This window comes from Pseudomonas chlororaphis, assembly GCA_001023535.1.
Lineage (GTDB): Bacteria > Pseudomonadota > Gammaproteobacteria > Pseudomonadales > Pseudomonadaceae > Aquipseudomonas > Aquipseudomonas chlororaphis_E.
Window position 1 is genome coordinate 2,986,717 of record CP011020.1, and the last position, 21,085, is coordinate 3,007,801.

Consider the following 21,085-nt stretch of genomic DNA (forward strand, 5'->3'; position numbering starts at 1 on the left):
CAAGCGCCAGCTTCCCTTGCCAACAATCGGCGCTCTACACTGTACCGGTACAGTTGCCGGGGGCATTTTCCGCGAGGATATCCAAGATATCTGACCCGGTTCTGCTGCTACGGCGCCAGGACTATAAAAACTACAACAGCATGAGTGGAGCACTATGACTAAGGCTACTAAGCAGATTTCCAAACTGTTTGCCGCTATGGTTCTGGCCGGGGTGGCCAGCCATTCGTTCGCCGCAGACACCATCAAGATCGGCATCGCCGGCCCGAAAACCGGCCCTGTAGCCCAATACGGCGACATGCAGTTCAGTGGCTCCAAGATGGCCATCGAGCAGATCAACGCCAAGGGCGGCGTGAACGGCAAGCAACTCGTCGCCGTTGAATACGATGATGCCTGCGATCCAAAACAAGCGGTTGCCGTTGCGAACAAGGTCGTCAACGACGGCGTCAAGTTCGTGGTCGGCCACCTGTGCTCCAGCTCCACCCAGCCGGCTTCGGACATCTACGAAGACGAAGGCGTGATCATGATCACTCCGGCGGCCACCAGCCCGGACATCACCGCTCGCGGCTACAAGATGATCTTCCGCACCATCGGCCTGGACAGCGCCCAGGGCCCGGCGGCCGGCAACTACATCGCCGACCACGTCAAGCCGAAGGTCGTTGCGGTCCTGCACGACAAGCAGCAGTACGGTGAAGGCATCGCCAGCGCGGTGAAATCGACCCTCGAGAAGAAAGGCGTGAAAGTGGCCGTCTTCGAAGGCGTGAACGCCGGCGACAAAGACTTCTCCTCGATGATCGCCAAGCTCAAGCAAGCCAACGTCGACTTCGTCTACTACGGCGGCTACCACCCGGAGCTGGGCCTGATCCTGCGTCAGTCCGAGGAAAAGGGCCTGAAGGCCAAGTTCATGGGCCCGGAAGGCGTGGGCAACGACTCCATCTCGCAGATTGCCAAGGAATCCTCCGAAGGCCTGCTGGTGACCCTGCCGAAGTCCTTCGACCAGGATCCGGCCAACATCGCCCTGGCTGACGCCTTCAAGGCCAAGAAGGAAGACCCGAGCGGTCCGTTCGTGTTCCCGTCCTACTCCGCCGTCCAGGTGATTGCCCAAGCCATCACCGAAACCAAGAGCGAAGACCCGACCAAAGTGGCCGAAGCCATCCACGCCGGCACCTTCAAGACCCCAACCGGCGACCTGAGCTTCGACGCCAAGGGCGACCTGAAGGACTTCAAGTTCGTGGTCTACGAGTGGCACTTCGGCAAGCCTAAAACCGAAGTTTCGCCTCAGTAAGGCCTGGCCTGACTGACTGCCAATAAAGCCCACGGCGTGCCGTGGGCTTTGTTTTGAATGTATTGGGCCGCGCTGGCGTGATCCGCCAGTCTCCCCACCTGAAAATCTCAAAACCGTCATCAGCGGTTCGCTGGCCAACCTCGTGCTCGAAGTGGATGCAGATCCACGGGGCCGGGCGGGAAAATGACTCCACCAGTGAAATGCGTATCAGGTTTTTAGGAGCGCTGTAATGCCTGACATCTATCACTTCTTCCAGCAGCTGGTTAACGGCCTGACCGTTGGCAGCACGTATGCCCTGATCGCCATCGGCTATACGATGGTCTACGGCATCATTGGAATGATCAACTTCGCCCACGGCGAGGTGTACATGATCGGCTCCTACGTGGCGTTCATCGCCATCGCCGGGCTGAGCATGATGGGACTCGACAGTGTCCCGCTGTTGATGACCGCGGCTTTCATCGCGAGCATCGTGGTCACCAGTTCCTATGGCTACAGCATCGAACGGATCGCCTACCGCCCCTTGCGCGGCAGCAACCGTCTGATCCCGCTGATTTCCGCCATCGGCATGTCGATCTTCCTGCAGAACACGGTTCTGCTTTCGCAAGACTCCAAGGACAAATCCATTCCCAACCTGATTCCGGGCAACTTCGCCATCGGGCCAGGTGGCGCACATGAAGTGCTGATTTCGTACATGCAAATCGTGGTGTTCGTGGTGACCCTGCTCGCCATGCTCGGCCTCACGCTGTTCATCTCCCGCTCCCGCCTGGGCCGCGCCTGCCGCGCCTGTGCCGAAGACATCAAGATGGCCAACCTGCTGGGCATCAACACCAACAACATCATCGCCCTGACCTTCGTCATCGGTGCGGCCCTGGCGGCCGTCGCCGCGGTGCTGTTGAGCATGCAATACGGCGTGATCAACCCCAACGCCGGTTTCCTCGTCGGCCTCAAGGCCTTCACCGCCGCGGTGCTGGGTGGTATCGGCAGCATCCCCGGCGCCATGCTCGGCGGGTTGGTGCTGGGCGTAGCGGAAGCCTTTGGCGCCGATATCTTCGGCGACCAGTACAAGGACGTCGTGGCGTTCGGCTTGTTGGTTCTGGTCCTGTTATTCCGGCCGACCGGCATCCTGGGCCGTCCGGAGGTTGAAAAAGTATGACTAGGCATCTCAAATCGGCGCTTTTCAGCGCCCTGCTGGTCTGGGCCGTGGCCTACCCGGTACTCGGTCTCAAACTGACCATCGTCGGCATCAACCTGGAAGTGCACGGCACCAGCCCGGCCATCCTGATGACCATCGCCGCGTGCTCGCTGTTGATGTTCCTGCGCGTGCTGTTCAGCACCCAGATCAGCGCGGCCTGGAAGTCCTCGCCCGGCCTGCCGGTGATCCCGGCCAAGGCCAGCCACTTCCTGACCCTGCCGACCACCCAGCGTTGGATCATCCTGGCCCTGATCGTCGGCGCGCTGGTGTGGCCGTTCTTCGGTTCGCGCGGCGCGGTGGACATCGCCACGTTGATCCTGATCTACGTGATGCTCGGCCTCGGCCTGAACATCGTGGTGGGCCTGGCCGGCCTGCTGGACCTGGGCTACGTGGGCTTCTACGCCGTCGGGGCCTACAGCTATGCGCTGCTGTCCCATTACTTCGGCCTGAGCTTCTGGATCTGCCTGCCGATCGCCGGGATGATGGCCGCCACCTTCGGTTTCCTGCTGGGCTTCCCCGTGCTGCGCCTGCGGGGTGACTACCTGGCCATCGTGACCCTGGGCTTCGGCGAGATCATCCGTCTGTTCCTGCGCAACCTGACCGACATCACCGGTGGTCCGAACGGCATCAGCAACATCGAGAAGCCGACGTTCTTCGGCCTGACCTTCGAGCGCAAGGCCGCCGAAGGCCTGCAGACGTTCCACGAATACTTCGGCCTGGAATACAACTCGATCAACAAGGTCATCTTCCTCTACCTCGTTGCCCTGTTGCTGGCCCTGGCCGCGCTGTTCGTGATCAACCGCCTGCTGCGCATGCCGATCGGCCGTGCGTGGGAAGCGCTGCGCGAAGACGAGATCGCCTGCCGCGCGCTGGGGCTCAACCCGACCGTGATCAAGCTCTCGGCCTTCACCCTGGGCGCCGCCTTCGCCGGTTTCGCCGGCAGCTTCTTCGCCGCCCGCCAGGGCCTGGTGACGCCGGAGTCCTTCACCTTCATCGAGTCGGCGATCATCCTCGCCATCGTGGTGCTGGGCGGGATGGGCTCGCAGTTGGGGGTGATCCTGGCCGCCGTGGTGATGATCCTGTTGCCTGAAATGATGCGTGAATTCAGCGAATACCGCATGTTGATGTTCGGCGCCCTGATGGTGCTGATGATGATCTGGCGTCCCCAAGGTCTGCTGCCTATGCAACGCCCTCACATGGAGCTGCGCAAATGAGCCGCGAGATCCTCAAGGTTGAAAATTTGAGCATGCGCTTCGGCGGCTTGCTGGCGGTCAATGGCGTGGCCCTGACCGTGAAAGAGAAACAGGTGGTTGCCTTGATCGGGCCGAACGGCGCGGGCAAGACCACGGTGTTCAATTGCCTGACCGGCTTCTACCAGCCAACCGGCGGTAGCATCCTGCTGGACGGCGAGCCGATCCAGGGCCTGCCGGGGCACAAGATCGCCCTCAAGGGCGTGGTGCGCACCTTCCAGAACGTGCGGTTGTTCAAGGACATGACGGCGATCGAGAACCTGCTGATCGCCCAGCACCGTCACCTGAACACCAACTTCTTTGCCGGCCTGTTCAAGACCCCGTCGTTCCGCAAGAGCGAACGCGAGGCCATGGAATACGCCGAGTACTGGCTGGAGAAGGTCAACCTCAAGGAGTTCGCCAACCGGACCGCCGGCACCCTGGCCTACGGTCAGCAACGGCGCCTGGAAATCGCCCGCTGCATGATGACCCGTCCGCGGATCCTCATGCTCGACGAACCGGCCGCCGGCCTGAACCCCAAGGAAACCGAAGACCTGAAGGCACTGATCAGCGTGCTGCGCGAGGAGCACAACGTCACGGTGCTGCTGATCGAGCACGACATGAAACTGGTCATGAGCATTTCCGACCACATCGTGGTGATCAACCAGGGCACGCCCCTGGCCGACGGCACGCCGGACCAGATCCGCGACAATCCTGAAGTGATCAAAGCCTACCTGGGGGAAGCGTAAATGCTGCAGTTCGAAAACGTTTCCACCTTCTACGGCAAGATCCAGGCCCTGCACAGTGTCAACGTCGACGTCCGCCAGGGCGAAATCGTGACGCTGATCGGTGCCAACGGCGCCGGCAAGTCCACGCTGCTGATGACCCTCTGCGGTTCGCCCCAGGCCCGCAGCGGCAGCATCCGCTACATGGGCGAGGAACTGGTGGGCCAGGACTCTTCGCAGATCATGCGCAAGAGCATCGCGGTGGTGCCGGAAGGTCGTCGGGTGTTTGCCCGACTGACCGTGGAAGAAAACCTCGCCATGGGCGGGTTCTTCACCGACAAGGGCGACTATCAGGAACAGATGGACAAGGTCCTGCACCTTTTCCCACGCCTGAAAGAGCGTTTTACCCAACGCGGCGGCACCATGTCCGGCGGCGAACAGCAAATGCTCGCCATCGGCCGTGCGCTGATGAGCAAGCCCAAGCTGCTGCTGCTCGACGAGCCGTCCCTGGGGTTGGCGCCGATCATCATCCAGCAGATCTTCGACATCATCGAACAGCTGCGCAAGGATGGCGTGACGGTGTTCCTGGTGGAGCAGAACGCCAACCAGGCCCTGAAGATCGCCGACCGGGCCTACGTGCTGGAAAACGGTCGCGTAGTGATGCAAGGCAGCGGTGAAGCCTTGCTGACCGACCCGAAAGTGCGCGAGGCGTACCTGGGCGGTTAACGGTTGCAGCCAACAGAAAACGGCCTTCGGGCCGTTTTTTTTTGCACACCTGCACCGCTCCGTGGCGAGGGCGCTTGCTCCCGCTGGGAAAAAATTCAAGCACTTGCTGTAACACTTCCCCACATCCCGTCTCTAGTTCAGCAGACCGGCGCTCACGCCGGTTCATTTCCCAAGAAGAACTGGAGAACATCATGTCCGCTACCACCCGCACCCTGTCCGCTTCCGCCCTGGTCCTGGCCCTGGGTTCCGCGCTGAGCATCGCCGCCGTATCGACCGCCCACGCCGCTCACGACAACATGGAAAAATGCTTTGGCGTCGCCATGAAAGGGCAAAACAACTGCGCCGCCGGGGCGGGCACGACCTGTGCCGGCACCGCCAAGATGGACTACCAGGGCAACGCCTGGAAACTCGTCCCGAAAGGCACTTGCATGACCACCGAAAGCAAAACGTCGCCGACCGGTTTCGGCCAGCTCGAAGCCTTCAAAGCCAAGTCCTGATCCCCTGGCTGCCTGAGTGTCTATCATGACCACGTCTTGCAAACCTGCTGTCCCCGGCGCCCAGGCAGCCCGAGTCGAGCTCCCGCCCCGTGCCGGGCTGGGGCTCAAGACCGGGCACTTCCAAGCAGTGCTCGGTTCAAGGCCCGATATCGGTTTCTTTGAAGTCCACGCCGAAAACTACATGGTGGCCGGCGGCCCGTTTCATCATTACCTGGGTTTGATCCGCGAACACTATCCGCTGTCGCTGCACGGCGTCGGCCTGTCCATCGGCACCGAGGGCAAGCTGGATGAGGTGCACCTCAAGCGCCTCGCCGAACTGATCGAACGCTATCAACCCCAAGCCTTTTCCGAACACCTGGCCTGGTCGAGCCATGGCCCGGTGTTTCTCAACGACCTGCTGCCCCTGGCCTACGACGCGCAAACGCTGGACCGCGTCTGCGACCACATCGAACACGTGCAGGAAACCCTCAAGCGCCCGATGTTGCTGGAAAACCCGGCGACCTACCTGGCATTCGAACGCTCGACCATTGACGAGCCCGACTTCCTCGGCGATGTCATCCGCCGCACCGGTTGCGGCCTGCTACTGGACGTCAACAACCTCTACGTGTCCTGCGTCAACCACCAGCGCGATCCCCTGGCTTATCTCGATGCCTTGCCGCTGCACGCCGTGGGCGAGATACACCTGGCCGGGTTTGCCGAAGATGCCGACAGCCTGGGTGACCGTTTACTGATCGACGACCATGGCGCCCCCATCGACCTGGCGGTCTGGGCGTTGTATCGGCAAGTGCTGAAGCGCATCGGTCCGGTGGCAACCCTGATCGAGCGAGATAACCAAGTACCGGCCTTCAGCGTCTTGCAGGAGGAAGCCCGCCAGGCCGACGAACTGCTGCACGGCGCGCGGAGGCTGATATGAGCAGCCAGGCCACATTCGCCGCCGCCCTGCTCGACCCCCGGCAGGCGTGCCCACCCGGTTTGTGCTGCGCCAACGGCGCCGACCCGGCGAGCCGCTTCGCGGTGTATCGCAACAACGTCCTGGGCTCATTGATCAACGCATTGGCGGACGGCTACCCGGTGGTTCGGCAATTGGTTGGCGATGAGTTCTTCCAGGCCATGGCGGGCGTTCACGCGCAAGCCTGCGCACCCGACAGCCCACTGATGAATCGCTACGGCGCCGGCCTGGCGGATTTCATCGAGCGTTTCGAACCGGCGTCCTCCGTGCCGTACCTGGCGGATGTGGCCCGGCTGGAACGACTGCGCACACTGGCCTACCACGCCGCTGACGCCCAGGCCGCGGACCTTGGGCTCCTGGCCGCGGCACTCGCCGCCCCGCCCTCGCTGGGCACGCTGCGCGTGATGCTTCATCCGTCCGTGCACCTGCTCGCCTCAGCCTTCGCGGTCGTGGCGATCTGGGCCGCTCATCAGGCCGGGGAGACACTCGCCGGCATCGATCCGGGCCAGGCACAACAAGCCCTGGTCCTGCGCAATGGGCTCGACGTCGAAGTGTTCGCTATCGACCACGCGACATACACCTTCATCCAGCACCTGCAAAACGGCCTGTCGTTGGACCAGGCGTGGGCCTTTGCGCCGGACGCCGACCCGGGCCACACCCTGGCGCTGCTGATCAACCACCACGCCATCACTTGCTTGCATCACGACAAGGTCTTGCCATGAACACGCTCGTCACACGCGCTATCGCCCTGTTGGAACAGATTCCACACAGCCTGATCGCCTTCATTGCGCGGTTCTCCATTGCCGCGGTGTTCTGGAAATCCGGGCAGACCAAGGTTGAAGGGCTGGCCATCGACCTGATCGACGGCACCTTCCAGCTCGGTTGGCCGCACCTGGCCGACTCGACCGTTCCACTGTTCAAGAGTGAATACCCTGTGCCGTTGTTGTCGGCAGAGGTCGCGGCTCACCTGGCGGCATTCGCCGAGCACTTTTTCCCCGTGCTGATCCTGCTGGGGCTTGCCACGCGTTTCTCGGCGCTGGCGCTGCTGGGCATGACCCTGACCATCCAGACCTTCGTCTACCCGGATGCCTATCCGACCCATGGCACCTGGGCCGCCGTGCTGCTCTACTTGATGGCACGCGGGCCCGGCAAACTGTCAATTGACCACTGGGTCGCTGTGTGGGAGCGAGCCTGCTCACAGAAGCGCGGTGTCAAAAACAGCACTGGCGACTGATCCACTGTTTTCGCGAGCAGGCGCCTTCCCACCAGGGCCTGTGTGGCGCTATCCCTGGAGACGGTCCAACGCTTCACCGCTGCGCTTGAACCAGTCGATCAGATAGTCGGCCAGCACCTGCGTCCGCTTGGGCAGGCCACCTTGATAGGGATGCACCAAGTACATCGGCATGCGCCGAGTCTGAAAACCGCTCAGGATCCGTCGCAAGCGCCCGTCAGCCAATTCTTCGTGCAACAGGTACGACGGCAGCCGGGCGATTCCGGCACCGGCCAGGGCGGCTTTTTTCAACAGGCTGTAGTGGTTGCTGGCGAACGGCCCCGACACCCGGACCCGCAGCAGTTCGTGCTGCTGGTGGTACAACCATTCCTCCCGGCCGCTGTAATGGCTGTTGAGCAGGCAGCGGTGCTCCGCCAGGGCCTGGGGCGTGTCCGGTTCGCCATGACGGTCGAGATAAGCCGGGCTGGCGCAGGTCATTTCGTGCCACGCCAACAACGGCCGAGCCACCAGTCGCTCGTCGATGGCGGCGTCCGAGCGGATCGCCAGGTCGAAGCCTTCGCGGGCCAGGTCGCGGTAGCCGTTGCTGAGTTCCAGTTCAATCTGCACATGGGGATACGTGTGAGCGAACTCCACCAGCAAACCCTCAAAAAAGGTTTCGCCCAACGACACCGGAACTGTCATACGCACCGGCCCGGCCACGTCGTCCTTCAATCGGGCCAATGCCTGACGCGCCTTTTCCACCTGCACCAGCAGCGCCTGGGCCTGGGGCAACAACGCCGCCCCCGCCGCCGTGAGGCTCAGGCGCCGGGTGGTGCGTTGCAGCAGCACCACGCTGAAGCGGCTTTCCAACAGGCTGATGCGCTTGGACAACTGGCCCTTGCTACAGCCCAACTGTTGCGCCGCCAGAGTAAAGCTGCCGGCCTCCATCAATACGGCAAACGCCGCCAGGTCATCCATCTCGCTCATTGGATTGTTTCCAATTGAAAACCAAAGGTTGCCTATTAGCACGATTATCAACAAAAGGAACCCTTCTAGACTGCAACCTCTTCCCATCCATAGAGGAACAGCCCATGAAAATCCTGTTGATCGGCGCCAACGGCACCATCGGTTCGGCCATCGACCACGAACTGTCGCCGCGCCACGACATCATTCGCATCGGCCGCAACAGCGGCGAGTTGCAAGTGGACATCAGCGACAGCGCCTCGATCCGCGCCCTGTTCGAAAAGACCGGGCGCTTCGATGCCCTGGTCTGCGCCGCCGGCAATGTCACCTTCGCGCCCTTGGGCGACATGAGCGAAGAAAGCTTCGCCCTGGGCTTGAAAGACAAGCTGATGGGCCAGGTCAACCTGCTGCTCATCGGCCGCGAATTCGCCAACGACGGCGCCTCTTTCACCTTCACCACCGGGGTGCTCAGCCACGACCCGATCAAGAGCGGCGCGTCGGCGGCCTTGGTCAACGGGGCCCTGGACAGTTTTGTCCGCGCGGCGGCCATCGAGTTGCCAAGGGGCTTGAGAGTCAATTCGGTGAGCCCGAACGTGCTGCTGGAGGCGATGGACAAGTACGCCCCGTACTTTCGCGGATACAAGCCAGTGCCCGCCGTCGACGTGGCATTGGCCTACTCCAAAAGCGTCGAAGGCCTACAAACCGGTCAGACCTTTCACGTGGGCTAAACAGCATCTTGCCTACGCTCCTGCTTGTGATGCGGGATCAGTCTGAGTAACGTGGCGGCACCTGTCTGGAGACCCAATGATGCGTGCCGCCCGCTCCCTGCTGTTTATCGCCCTCCTGCCGCTGTTCGCCGGCTGCCAGTTGCTCGACGCGCCACGCCAAAGCGTTTCCCACGCCGGGCAAACGCGCATGCAAGGCGAACTGACGGCCGCCGATGGCAAACTGGTGTTCCAGCCCTGCCAGGAACAGCGCCGCTATATCGTCAACGACAGCGGCGGCACCAGCGTGCTGCAACAGGCCGCGAGCCTGGCCGACAACCAGGGCAAGCTGTTTGCCGATGTGCGAGGTCGCATTGTGTCCAGCGCCACGGCGGGGGCCGACAGCCAGTTGGACCTGGAGCAGTTGTATCGCCTCGAACGCTCGGGCAGCGCGTGCGACGACGGCAATTTCAAGCGGCTGGTCCTGCGTGCCTCCGGGCATGGTCCGCAATGGGACCTGAAGGCCAACGGCAAGGGCCTGGTGCTCGAACGTGAAGGCCAGCCGGCCCTGGCGGTGCCCTACCTGGAGGAACAACTGGGGGACGGCCGCTTCAACCTCAGCACCGAAGCCAACGGCCAGAAGGTCGAACTCTGGGTCGCGCCCCAGCGCTGCATCGACAGCGTCACCGGCAGTGTCCAGCACATGAGCGCCGAAGTGCGGGTCAACGGCCAGGTTCAGCGCGGCTGCGCCTATTTCGGTGGCGCTCGCGACGACTGATTCACTGCGGCGAGGGATTGCAGCTTATAATCGCTGGTTTGAAGAACGCCCTGGCGCAGTTGTGCGCCCCGCGAACCGGACCCCGCCATGTTACGAATCACCGAACTCAAGCTGCCGCTCGACCATCCCGAAGAAGACCTGCGCGCTGCCATCCTGCAGCGCCTGGGCATCGCCAGCGATGAACTCCTCGACTTCACCTTGTTCAAGCGCAGCTACGACGCACGCAAGAAGTCTTCCGAGCTGTGCTTCATCTACACCATCGACCTGACGGTGCGCGACGAAGCCGGCCTGCTGCGCAAGTTCGCCGATGACCGCAACATCAACGAAGCGCCCGACGTCAGCTACAAAGCAGTGGGCCAGGCTCCAAGCGAACTGAGTGAACGGCCGATCGTGGTCGGCTTCGGTCCCTGCGGGATCTTCGCCGCTCTGCTGCTGGCGCAGATGGGCTTCAAGCCGATCATCCTCGAACGCGGCCCGGAAGTGCGCCAGCGCACCAAGGACACCTGGGGCCTGTGGCGCAAAAGCGTGCTCAACCCCGAATCCAACGTGCAATTCGGCGAAGGCGGCGCGGGGACATTCTCCGATGGCAAGCTCTACAGCCAGATCAAGGATCCGAAATTCCTCGGCCGCAAGGTCTTGCACGAGTTCGTCAAGGCCGGTGCGCCGGAAGAAATCCTCTACGTTAGCAAGCCCCATATCGGTACGTTCCGCCTGACAGGCGTAGTGGAAAACATGCGTGAGGAAATTCGCGCCCTGGGCGGCGAGGTGCGTTTCCAGCAGCGGGTTACCGACGTGCTCATCGAGGACGGCCAACTGGTCGGCGTCGAACTGGCCAGCGGCGAACGCCTCCACTCCAGGCATGTGATCCTGGCCTTGGGCCACAGCGCGCGGGACACCTTCCGCATGCTCCACGGTCGTGGCGTGTACATGGAAGCCAAGCCGTTTTCGGTGGGTTTCCGTATCGAACACCCGCAATCGCTGATCGACAACGCGCGCCTGGGCAAGTACGCCGGGCACCCGAAACTCGGTGCCGCTGACTACAAGCTGGTGCACCACGCCAAGAATGGCCGCTCGGTCTACAGTTTCTGCATGTGCCCGGGCGGCACCGTGGTGGCCGCGACCTCCGAGCCGAATCGCGTCGTGACCAACGGTATGAGCCAGTACTCACGCAACGAACGCAATGCCAACTCCGGCATCGTCGTCGGCATTACCCCGGAAGTGGATTACCCCGGCGGCCCGCTGGCGGGCATCGAGTTGCAGGAGCGCCTGGAATCCCACGCGTTCGTGCTCGGCGGCAGCAACTACGAAGCCCCGGCGCAACTGGTGGGCGACTTCATCGCCGGCAAGCCGTCGACGGCCTTGGGCAGCGTCGAACCGTCCTACAAGCCCGGCGTCTCCCTGGGCGACCTGGCCCTGGCCCTGCCGGACTTCGCCATCGAAGCCATCCGTGAGGCCCTGCCGGCATTCGAGAAGCAGATTCGCGGATATTCGCTGCACGATGCCGTACTGACCGGGATCGAGACCCGCACCTCGTCGCCGCTGCGCATCACCCGTGATGAATCGCTGCAGAGCTTGAACGTCAAAGGCCTGTTCCCGGCAGGTGAAGGCGCCGGTTACGCGGGCGGGATTCTCTCGGCGGGCGTGGACGGGATCCGGATTGCCGAGGCCGTGGCGCGAGACATGCTCGGCCTCCAAGCCTGACGAAAAACCTGCTTTGTGGGAGCGAGCTTGCTCGCTCCCACAAAGCAGGTGCGTGGCTCAGATATTGGCCCGCAATACGCTCTCGGGCAGCGCCTCTCCCCGCTCCACACTCGCCGCAACGACCGCGATCAATCCGTCCAGCTCATAGCCTTGGGCGTTGAGCCAGGCGGGGTCGTAATAAGTGGTCGCATAACGCTCACCGCCATCGCACAAGATCGCCACGATCGACCCAGACTCGCCCCCGTCGACCATTCGCCGTGCGGCAATCAGCGCCCCGATCAGGTTGGTGCCGCTGGAGCCACCGACCCGTCGCCCCAGGCGCTGGGCCAAGTAGTGCATGGCCGCCAGCGACAGGGCATCCGGAACCTTGACCATCGCATCGATGACTTTCGGCAGGAACGACGCCTCGACCCGTGGCCGGCCGATACCCTCGATGCGCGAGCCGCAATCCAGGCGCAGGCTGGCGTCGCCGCTGCGGTAATAGTCAAAGAACACCGAGCGCTCGGCATCGGCGCACAGCACGCGCGTGTGGTGCTGGCGATAACGCACGTATCGTCCCAGGGTGGCCGTGGTGCCCCCTGTGCCGGGGCTGGAGATCAGCCAGCTCGGCTCCGGGTAATGCTCGAAGCGCATCTGCTGGAAGATCGATTCGGCAATGTTGTTGTTGGCCCGCCAGTCCGTCGCGCGTTCGGCATAAGTGAACTGGTCAATGAAGTGGCCGTCGTGCTCACGGGCCAGGCGTTCGGATTCGGCGTAGATCTGCGTAGGATCCTCCACCAGATGGCTCTGGCCACCGTAGAAAGCGATCTGGGCGATTTTTTCCCTGGAGGTGGTCGCCGGCATCACCGCGATAAAGGGCAGCCCCAGGAGCCTGGCGAAATACGCCTCGGAAATCGCCGTCGAGCCACTGGACGCCTCGATCACCGGCGCGCCGGGCTTGAGCCAGCCGTTACACAACGCATAGAGAAACAACGAACGCGCCAGCCGGTGCTTGAGGCTGCCAGTGGGATGGCTGGATTCATCCTTGAAATACAGCTCGATGCCCGGCAGGCCCGGCAACGGCAGTGGAATCAGGTGGGTATCGGCGCTGCGCTGGAAATCAGCCTCGATGATGCGGATCGCTTCGCGCGCCCACTGGCGATGGTCGTTCATGGTGTTTTCTCACAGGATCGGTTCACACGGGGATATCCCCCGCGGTCAGGCAGGCACGGATTGATTCGGAAAAACCAGTCGCCAGCTTAGGAAAAAACCGACATCGCGCACAGGTACAGCTAAGGTCCAATATGGCCCGTAACTGCCCAACCGCGTGACAGGGTCGTTGTAACGACATATAACAAAAAAGAATATAACTTTTGTTTTAACAACTAACAGTACGGGTTAGGGTGTGGCGACTTTTTGATTCGATGAATGGAGAGCAAATCTTGGCTCTACGTAATTCCCTGACACGCTTCTTCCAACTGGAGGCCGCCAGTGGCCTGCTGCTGATCGCCGCCGCCATACTGGCGCTGGTCATCAACAACTCACCGCTGTCCTGGCTGTACAACGGCTTGCTGGACACCCCGGTGGTCGCCCAGGTCGGCGCGTTGAAGATCGCCAAGCCGCTGCTGTTGTGGATCAACGACGGCCTGATGGCCCTGTTCTTCCTGCTGATCGGCCTGGAAGTCAAACGCGAGGTCCTCGATGGCCAGTTGTCCAACCCTTCGCAGATCGTCCTGCCCGGCGCGGCGGCGATTGGCGGCATGCTGGTCCCGGCGCTGATCTACTGGTTCCTCAACCGCGATAACCCGGCCGCCCTCGCCGGCTGGGCGATTCCAACCGCCACCGATATCGCCTTCGCCCTGGGGGTCCTGGCACTGCTGGGCAAGCGGGTGCCGGTGTCGCTCAAGCTGTTCCTGATGACCCTGGCAATCATCGACGACCTCGGGGCCATTATCATCATCGCCATCTTCTATTCCGGCGCCCTGTCCACCTTGTCCCTGATACTGGCAGCCGCCTGCATCGCCGCGCTGGTGGCGATGAACCGGATGGGTGTGGTCAAGCTCGGGCCGTACATGGTCGTGGGCCTGATTCTCTGGGTCTGCGTACTCAAGAGCGGTGTCCACGCCACCCTGGCCGGGGTCACCCTGGCGTTCTGCATCCCATTGCGCACGAAAAACGCCGAGACCTCGCCCCTGCAGACCCTGGAACATGCCCTGCATCCCTGGGTGGCCTACGGCATCCTGCCGCTGTTCGCTTTCGCCAACGCCGGACTGTCCCTGAGCGGCGTGACGCTCGAAAGCTTCACCCACCACGTACCGATGGGCATCGCCATCGGCCTGCTGCTGGGTAAGACCGTGGGCGTCTTTGGCTTGACCTGGCTGGCCGTGAAGATCGGCATCGCCAACCTGCCCGCCGGCGCCAACTGGGGCCAGGTGCTGGGCGTGGCCATCCTGTGTGGCATCGGCTTCACCATGAGCCTGTTCGTCGGTTCCCTGGCCTTCGAGCCCGGCGTCAGCGACTACGCCGGTATGGACCGCATGGGCATCCTCACCGGCTCGATCCTGGCGGCGTTACTGGGCTACGCAGTCACCGCCGCCGCCAGCCGGAAGCCCGCTTCCACGCCGGGGTTGGGCTAACCCCGGCAGAGATTACTGGCACAGGGCAATGCCTGTGTCAGGCACCCTCAAAGAAAAACGGCGCTCTCCCCTCCAGGACCAAGCGCCGTTTCCCCATCAGAACAACCCCATCAGTGCGATACGCGACTCGTCCCATCGACAGTGGAAATACGCACCCGCTCACCCACACGGAACACCTCGTTCTCCTGAACCTGCTGCACATAGGCACGCATGCTGCCGTCGTCCTCACGAACGGTAATTTCCACGCCCTGGGTACGGGTCAGGCCTTCTTCGGTGGCAGAGCCGATCAGCCCACCCGCCACGGCACCGATGACCGCAGCAACGATGCTGCCACGGCCGCCGCCGATGGCGCTGCCACCCACGCCACCCACCACGGCACCAGCCGCGCCGCCGATCGGGGTCTTGGTGCCTTCGATCTTGACTGGACGCAAGGATTCGATGGTGCCCATGCGAATCGTCTGCACGCGACGCGCCTCGTCACGGGAGTAGGAGTCACCGGTCAGGCTCGACTGACAGCCAGTGAGCAACATCGCCATCGTAGAAAAGGAAGCAACCAGTAGAACAGACTTACGCATAGCATCAGCTCCAAAAGACAGGAATTCATTAAACTCCCCAACTTGACGCCTGTCACGGCCTCGCCGGGATAAAATTGCTTTCATTCAGGTGGGATACAGGCGCGCCCGAAAAATTCACCAAACAGTAGCGTCTATTTCCAAAACCTGCGTCATCAACCTGGGATTTTTCATGGATTACTTCATCATCGTCGCAACCACCGTGGCCGGTTTGTACTTCCACTGGTGGCTGTACGTGCGGATCAAACGCTGGGTGGACCGCGACCTGGCGTTGTCGCTGGCAGCAGGGGATGAGCAGAAAAAAGCCTACATGCTGCAACAGCTGGCTCGTGCGCGGGAGCAAGGAATCAAGCGCCGGGACCTGCCGCAGTGGCTTAAAACCGCCGCGGCAGACTATCCCGATGCTAAGGCGCCAGACGCTCGCGCGTCCAGCTCGCCCCTTGCAGGCGGTAGTTGAGGCGATCGTGCAAACGGCTCGGGCGGCCCTGCCAGAATTCGATGCGCTCGGGCAGCAAGCGATAGCCGCCCCAATGCTCCGGGCAGTGGGGTTGGCTGTCACTGAAGCGCTGCTCGGTGGCCTTGAGCAGATCTTCCAGCTCACCGCGCCCGGCGATCACCCGGCTCTGGGGTGACGCCCACGCGCCGAGACGGCTGCCCAACGGGCGCACCTGGTAATAGGCGTCAGACTCCTGCGCTGTGACCTTCACCACCGTGCCCTCGATGCGCACCTGGCGCTCCAGGCCTGGCCAGAAAAACGTCATGGCCGCGAACGGGTTCGCCGCCAGTTGCTGGCCCTTGGCACTGTCGTAGTTGGTGAAGAACGTGAAGCCCTGGGCATCCAGCCCCTTGAGCAACAGGACGCGGCAATGGGGGCGGCCGTCGGCATCCACCGTTGCCAGGGTCATGGCGTTGGCCTCCACCGGCGCCTGTTCGGTCTTGACCGCCTCGGCGAACCATTGGTGGAACAGTGCAAACGGCTCGGCCGGGGCCAGGGCCTCGGTCAAGCCATCACGGGTGTAGTCGCGGCGCATATCAGCCAGCGATTGGGTCATGGCGCGTTCCTTGTGGTGAGCCCATCACTGCTTGGGCGTATCGGCGGCCGCGACTTTCTTGGTGTCCGTGGCGGCTTTGGCCGGTTGGGTTTTCTTCGCTGGGGTCGCGGTCTTGGCTGGCGCTTTCTTGGCAGGAGCCTTGGCCGCGGCTTTTTTCGCAGGCGCTTTCTTGGTCGCTGGCGCTGCGGCTTTCTTGGCCACAGGGGCAGGTGCCGGGGCGGCAGGCTTCGCGTCCTGGGCGGCCACCATCGTCACGGGCGCCGGGGCCGGCATGTTGTACTTGCTCAGCAGCGCCACCATGGTGTTCTGCGGGGTCACCAGCAGCTCCACGCGACGGTTCAAGGCGCGGCCTTCAGCGCTGTCGTTGGCGGCACGGGGCGATACCGCCCCCATGCCACGCAGCATCAGGCGATCACGCTGCAGACCACTGAGACGGAAAATCGCCGCCACGGCCTGGGCACGCTCCTGGCTGAGCTTCAGGTTGGCCGGCGCGGCGCCCGAGGTGTCGGCGTGGCCGAGGACCAGCACGGCGGTCTTCGGGTCGGCTTCGAGGATCTTCGCCACCCGGGTGAACGGGCCGAGGGTCACGGGCAGCAGCATGGCCGGGCGATCCGGGTTGAATGAACTGTCCACCGGCGCGGTGACCACCAGCACGTTGTCACGACGCTCAAGTTCGAGCTTGCTGTCCTGGATCGCCGTGCGCAGCTTCGGCTCGTAGTCGTCGAGCCAGGCTTGGGTCACCTTCGGATCGGGCATCGGCACGGCCTTGGCGGTTTCCTGTTCCTTGCCGCCGAACGGCCACCACCACTTGCCATTGCTCTCGGCTTCGGCCTTGGCCACCGTGGCCGGCGCCTTGGCTTCGGGCTTCACGGGCTCTTTACTGGCCACGTCGGCGCTGTCATCGGAGGAGAACGGCCACCACCAGTGCGTGGCGCTCTCGGCCTTGGCCTGCGGCGCGACGGCAGCGGGTTTCAGGGGCGCTGCCGGTGCAGCGGGTGCAGCGGGTGCAGGGTCCTTGGCCGCGACCTTGTCGGAGGAACCGAAGGACCACCAGCTACCGCCGCCTTCGGCATCATTTTGTGGAGTTTGTGCGCAACCGGTAATAGCGAAGCACAGCGCCAGAGCGAGGGTTTTATTCGATGACATTGGATATCCACAAAATGATGTAAATGAATAAATTAAAGGCCGTGTTCAGGCCACATAAACAGACGCTTGGAAACTGAAAAGGGCATGAGGTTCCTATGCCCATTGCCTTCAATGGCGTTTACAGACAAGCGGCAAGGACCCTCGCCAGGTTCTGCGCGCGCGGGTCCATCAGCACGTACGGGCCCAGCGTGTTGGTCACGAAGCCAAACGCGACATCGTGTTCCGGATCGGCAAAACCGATGGAGCCCCCTGCCCCCGGATGCCCGAACGCCCGAGGGCCGAGGCCGTAGGTCGCGTTCGGTACATCGGGCTGGTCCAGCATGCAACCCAGGCCGAAACGGGTCTGGGTCAGCAATGTCTTGTCGTCGCCGAAGCTGTGCTGGCGAGTCAGTTCGTCGAGCATTTCACCTTCCAACAGGCTGCCGTCCAGCAGGCCGGCATAGAAACCGGCCACGCTGCGGGCATTGCCATGGCCGTTGGCGGCGGGTTGCTGCATGCGCCGCCATTGCGGCTTGTTGGTGCTGGTCATGATCGACGGCGGATTGGTGAAGGCCCGCGTGGTCATGGCCGTGGGTTCGCGCATCGTCACTTGCAGCAGGCGCTGGGCCGCCGCGTCGCCGACGTTGCCCTTGCCCCGGGCGATGTGGGCCACGCGATGGAACTCGGCATCGGCCAGGCCCACGTGAAAATCCAGGCCCAACGGCTTGGCCACGCGGGCCACGATGGACTCCCCAGGACCACGACCGTCCGCCCTGCGCAACAGTTCGCCGACCAACCAGCCATAGGTGATCGCGGCGTAACCATGGCCCTCGCCGGGCGTCCACCAGGGGCTTTCGGCGGCCAGCGCATCGACCATGGCCTGCCAGTCATACAGCGCTTCAGGTGGCAGCAGTTCGCGCAGCGCGGGCAGCCCGGCCTGATGGCAGAGCAACTGGCGCAGGGTGATGGCGGCTTTGCCGGCGGCGGCAAACTCCGGCCAGTAGCGCGCTACCGGGGCATCGAGCTGCAGCTTGCCTTCGGCCACCAGTTGCAGGGCCGTGACGGCGGTGAAGGTCTTGGTGCAGGAGAACAGATTGGCGAGGGTGTCGCTGTGCCAGGCTTCATGACCGTCCTTGTCCGCCGTGCCGGCCCACAGGTCGATCACCGTCCGGCCGCCGACCTGGATGCACAACGCGGCGCCGCGCTCCTGGGGGTCGTCGAACAGCGCCGCGAAAGCCTCACGTACGGCTTCGAACTGAAGTTCATAATGACCTTGAATCTGCACCCGCAACTCCCTCGAAACAAAGACTTTTCAGATTGGCTGGCATTGTTTCAGGCATTAGGTCATTTGGGAACCGCCACAGGACGGCTGGCTGGACACCGCCCTGGTGGCGAGGGGATTTATCCCCGCTGGGTTGCGAAGCAGCCCCCGAACAGCCAATTCTGTTTATCCTGGCACTCCGAGTCGCCTGGCTTCAGGGCCGCTTCGCGCCCCAACGGGGATAAATCCCCTCGCCACAGATGGCTCGCTGACCATAAAAATGACGGGGCGTCAGGAAATCTCCCGCCGAAACGGTGGCAGCGCATTCAGGATCGCCTTGCCATAGCGCTGGGTCACCAGCCTGCGGTCGAGCAAGGTGATGGTGCCGCGGTCTTCCTCGGTGCGCAGCAGTCGACCACAGGCCTGGACCAGTTTCAGCGACGCATCCGGCACGGAAATCTCCATGAACGGATTACCGCCCCGCGCCTCGATCCACTCCGCCAGCGCGGCTTCCACCGGGTCGTCGGGCACCGAGAACGGGATCTTGGCGATCACCACGTGTTCGCAGTAGGCGCCGGGCAAGTCGACGCCTTCGGCAAAGCTGGCGAGGCCGAACAGCACGCTGCTATCCCCACCGTCGACCCGCGCCTTGTGCTTGTTCAGGGTTTCCTGTTTCGACAGGTTGCCCTGGATGAACACCTGCTTGCGCCAGTCGCGGTCAAGGCCGTCGAACACGTCCTGCATCTGCTTGCGCGAGGAAAACAGCACCAGGGTGCCCCGCGAACCTTCCACCAGTGCCGGCAGGTCGCGGATGATCGCCGCGGTATGGCCGGCGGCATCCCGCGGGTCGGCGTTGAGGTCCGGCACCCGCAATACACCGGCATCGGCATGATGGAAAGGACTCGGGACCACGGCGGTCACGGCTTTCTTGGGCAGCCCGGCACGCATGCGGAAGCGGTCGAACGTGCCCAGCGCCGTCAGCGTGGCGGACGTCACCAGTGCGCCATAGGCGACGTTCCACAGGTTGCGCCGCAGCATGTCCGCCGCCAGGATCGGGCTGGCGTTGACCTCGATGTCGAACAGCGAGCCGCTTTCGGCCAGGGTCAGCCACCGGGCCATCGGTGGGTTGTCTTCCGGGTCTTCGACGGTGAAGGCCGTCCACAGCTCCCAGTTGCCCTGGGAACGCGACAACAGGCTGCCGAACAGCGGGTACCACTCCTCGGCCTGGTTGCTGGCGATGCCGATGTTCACTTCGCCATCCATGCCTTCCTTGAGCAGGTCGGTCAGGCGGGTGAACAGGTCGGTCAGGCGCGCGAAGCCTTTCTTGAGCTCGATGCCCATTTCGCGCATGTGCTCGGGGATCACCCCACCCACAAACCGATGGCGGGGTCGCTCACGGCCCTCGACGTCTTCGCCCGGTTTGAAATCGGCCACCTGCTCGCAAGCGGTGAACATGAACTGCTGGTTCGTCTTGATTTCCCGCGCCAGCTCGGGCACTTGCTCGATCAGCTTGCCCAGGTCGCCCGGCAATGGATGCTGGGCCAACAGCTTGGTGAGGTTCTTGGCGGTGGTTTCCAACCAGTCGGCGGTGGAGCGCAGCCGGGTGTAATGGGCGAAATGACCGATGGCCTTGTCCGGCAGGTGATGGCCCTCGTCGAACACGTAGACGGTGTCTCGCGGGTCCGGCAATACCGCGCCGCCGCCCAGGGCCAGATCGGCCAGGACCATGTCGTGGTTGGTGACGATCACATCGACCTTGCCCATGCCTTCGCGGGCCTTGTAGAAGGCGCACTGGCCGAAGTTGGGGCAATGACGGTTGGTGCACTGGCTGTGATCGGTGGTCAGGCGGGCCCAGTCGGCGTCTTCCAGCGCGGTGGACCAGCTGTCACGGTCGCCGTCCCACTTATTGCCGGCGAGCTTCTCGATCATGCTGGTGAACAGCTTCTGGCTGGCCTCATCGACTTCGATCTTGAAGCCTTCTTCTTCGAACAGCTGGGCCGTGGCGGTCTGCGCCTGGCCTTCCTGGAGCAACATGTCGAGCTTGGACAGGCACATGTAGCGCCCACGGCCCTTGGCCAGGGCGAAGGTAAAGTTCAGCCCGCTGTTGCGCATCAGGTCGGGCAGGTCCTTGTAGACGATCTGCTCCTGCAGGGCGACGGTGGCCGTGGCGATCACCAGGCGCTTGCCGGCGGCCTTGGCACTGGGAATCGCCGCCAGGCTGTAGGCCACGGTCTTGCCGGTACCGGTGCCGGCCTCCACCGCCACGACGGCGGGCTCGCCACTGCGCCGGCCTTCATCGTCGGTGTCGATATCGCCGAGGACTTTCGCCACTTCGGCGATCATCAGGCGCTGGCCATAGCGCGGCTTCAGGCTCTTGGCTTCGAGAAAACGCGAATAGGCGCCCTGGATCGTGGTTTTGAGTTCGGTGCTGATCATGAATGTCGGGCGCTAAAAAACGCTGGATAAATTTTCAGTGGTTCGGATCGGCGGCTATCATACCCCGC

At 63.1% G+C, this 21,085-nt stretch carries 21 protein-coding genes; 14 read left to right on the forward strand and 7 right to left on the reverse strand.

The features are described 5' to 3' along the window. Positions 1–154 precede the first annotated feature (154 nt). The 9 genes from VM99_13180 to VM99_13220 all read left to right on the forward strand — a co-directional run bounded on the left by VM99_13180 (position 155) and on the right by VM99_13220 (position 7,834). Complete coding sequence (locus VM99_13180; GenBank protein AKJ98975.1) at positions 155–1,282, forward strand: leucine ABC transporter substrate-binding protein; 1,128 nt, start codon at positions 155–157, stop codon at positions 1,280–1,282. Between the two features lie 229 nt (positions 1,283–1,511). Then, a complete protein-coding gene (locus VM99_13185; GenBank protein AKJ98976.1) occupies positions 1,512–2,435 on the forward strand; it encodes a branched-chain amino acid transporter permease subunit LivH in 924 nt (307 codons plus the stop codon). Beyond that, a complete protein-coding gene (gene livM / locus VM99_13190) occupies positions 2,432–3,688 on the forward strand; it encodes a leucine/isoleucine/valine transporter permease subunit (protein ID AKJ98977.1) in 1,257 nt (418 codons plus the stop codon). Before VM99_13185 ends, livM begins: the two co-directional genes overlap by 4 nt. Further along, on the forward strand, positions 3,685–4,452 hold the full coding sequence (gene livG, locus VM99_13195) for a leucine/isoleucine/valine transporter ATP-binding subunit (protein AKJ98978.1): 768 nt from the start codon (positions 3,685–3,687) through the stop codon (positions 4,450–4,452). The genes livM and livG overlap by 4 nt, the downstream gene beginning before the upstream one ends. Further along, positions 4,453–5,154, forward strand: coding sequence for an ABC transporter ATP-binding protein (locus VM99_13200; protein AKJ98979.1), 702 nt, complete (start codon positions 4,453–4,455; stop codon positions 5,152–5,154). Between the two features lie 191 nt (positions 5,155–5,345). Continuing rightward, positions 5,346–5,651 carry a membrane protein gene (locus tag VM99_13205; GenBank protein ID AKJ98980.1) on the forward strand — a complete coding sequence of 102 codons (306 nt, stop codon included), beginning with the start codon at positions 5,346–5,348 and terminating at the stop codon, positions 5,649–5,651. A 25-nt stretch (positions 5,652–5,676) separates the two neighbouring features. Next, entirely contained in the window at positions 5,677–6,564 is an 888-nt protein-coding gene (locus tag VM99_13210; protein AKJ98981.1) for a hypothetical protein, read from the forward strand. After that, complete coding sequence (locus tag VM99_13215; protein ID AKJ98982.1) at positions 6,561–7,322, forward strand: hypothetical protein; 762 nt, start codon at positions 6,561–6,563, stop codon at positions 7,320–7,322. The genes VM99_13210 and VM99_13215 overlap by 4 nt, the downstream gene beginning before the upstream one ends. Continuing rightward, complete coding sequence (locus VM99_13220) at positions 7,319–7,834, forward strand: DoxX (GenBank protein ID AKJ98983.1); 516 nt, start codon at positions 7,319–7,321, stop codon at positions 7,832–7,834. Before VM99_13215 ends, VM99_13220 begins: the two co-directional genes overlap by 4 nt. 48 nt (positions 7,835–7,882) lie before the next feature. On the opposite strand, the gene VM99_13225 is transcribed toward VM99_13220, so the two are convergent. Continuing rightward, positions 7,883–8,797: a LysR family transcriptional regulator gene (locus tag VM99_13225; GenBank protein ID AKJ98984.1), complete on the reverse strand. Its 915-nt coding sequence runs from the start codon at positions 8,795–8,797 to the stop codon at positions 7,883–7,885. Between the two features lie 104 nt (positions 8,798–8,901). Between VM99_13225 and VM99_13230 the strand changes: the two genes are divergently transcribed. The 3 genes from VM99_13230 to VM99_13240 all read left to right on the forward strand — a co-directional run bounded on the left by VM99_13230 (position 8,902) and on the right by VM99_13240 (position 11,956). Further along, a complete protein-coding gene (locus VM99_13230) occupies positions 8,902–9,501 on the forward strand; it encodes a short-chain dehydrogenase (GenBank protein ID AKJ98985.1) in 600 nt (199 codons plus the stop codon). Between the two features lie 79 nt (positions 9,502–9,580). Beyond that, positions 9,581–10,255 (forward strand): membrane protein, encoded by a 675-nt coding sequence (locus VM99_13235; GenBank protein ID AKK01747.1) that lies wholly within the window; start codon positions 9,581–9,583, stop codon positions 10,253–10,255. A gap of 87 nt (positions 10,256–10,342) precedes the next feature. Beyond that, on the forward strand, positions 10,343–11,956 hold the full coding sequence (locus VM99_13240; GenBank protein ID AKJ98986.1) for a hypothetical protein: 1,614 nt from the start codon (positions 10,343–10,345) through the stop codon (positions 11,954–11,956). Positions 11,957–12,013: 57 nt separating this feature from the next. Here VM99_13240 and VM99_13245 read toward each other — a convergent pair whose 3' ends face one another. Beyond that, positions 12,014–13,108 (reverse strand): cysteine synthase, encoded by a 1,095-nt coding sequence (locus VM99_13245; protein AKJ98987.1) that lies wholly within the window; start codon positions 13,106–13,108, stop codon positions 12,014–12,016. Between the two features lie 269 nt (positions 13,109–13,377). Between VM99_13245 and nhaA the strand changes: the two genes are divergently transcribed. Beyond that, positions 13,378–14,571 (forward strand): pH-dependent sodium/proton antiporter, encoded by a 1,194-nt coding sequence (gene nhaA, locus VM99_13250; GenBank protein AKJ98988.1) that lies wholly within the window; start codon positions 13,378–13,380, stop codon positions 14,569–14,571. Positions 14,572–14,681: 110 nt separating this feature from the next. Here nhaA and VM99_13255 read toward each other — a convergent pair whose 3' ends face one another. Continuing rightward, positions 14,682–15,146 carry a membrane protein gene (locus VM99_13255; protein ID AKJ98989.1) on the reverse strand — a complete coding sequence of 155 codons (465 nt, stop codon included), beginning with the start codon at positions 15,144–15,146 and terminating at the stop codon, positions 14,682–14,684. A gap of 169 nt (positions 15,147–15,315) precedes the next feature. Here VM99_13255 and VM99_13260 point away from each other — a divergent pair, with 169 nt between their 5' ends. Further along, the gene (locus VM99_13260; protein ID AKJ98990.1) at positions 15,316–15,600 is read left to right on the forward strand and encodes a 30S ribosomal protein S3; all 285 of its coding nucleotides are present in this window, start codon (positions 15,316–15,318) and stop codon (positions 15,598–15,600) included. Here the strand turns inward: VM99_13260 and VM99_13265 are convergent. From VM99_13265 to VM99_13280, 4 genes are all read right to left on the reverse strand, one after another. After that, a complete protein-coding gene (locus tag VM99_13265; GenBank protein AKJ98991.1) occupies positions 15,548–16,195 on the reverse strand; it encodes a pyridoxine 5'-phosphate oxidase in 648 nt (215 codons plus the stop codon). The genes VM99_13260 and VM99_13265 overlap by 53 nt on opposite strands. 24 nt (positions 16,196–16,219) lie before the next feature. Next, positions 16,220–17,341 (reverse strand): membrane protein, encoded by a 1,122-nt coding sequence (locus VM99_13270; GenBank protein AKJ98992.1) that lies wholly within the window; start codon positions 17,339–17,341, stop codon positions 16,220–16,222. A 118-nt stretch (positions 17,342–17,459) separates the two neighbouring features. Beyond that, a complete protein-coding gene (locus VM99_13275; GenBank protein ID AKJ98993.1) occupies positions 17,460–18,605 on the reverse strand; it encodes a beta-lactamase in 1,146 nt (381 codons plus the stop codon). A 267-nt stretch (positions 18,606–18,872) separates the two neighbouring features. Then, positions 18,873–21,017, reverse strand: a complete 2,145-nt coding sequence (locus tag VM99_13280; protein AKJ98994.1) for an ATP-dependent DNA helicase DinG — start codon at positions 21,015–21,017, stop codon at positions 18,873–18,875. Positions 21,018–21,085: the final 68 nt, after the last annotated feature.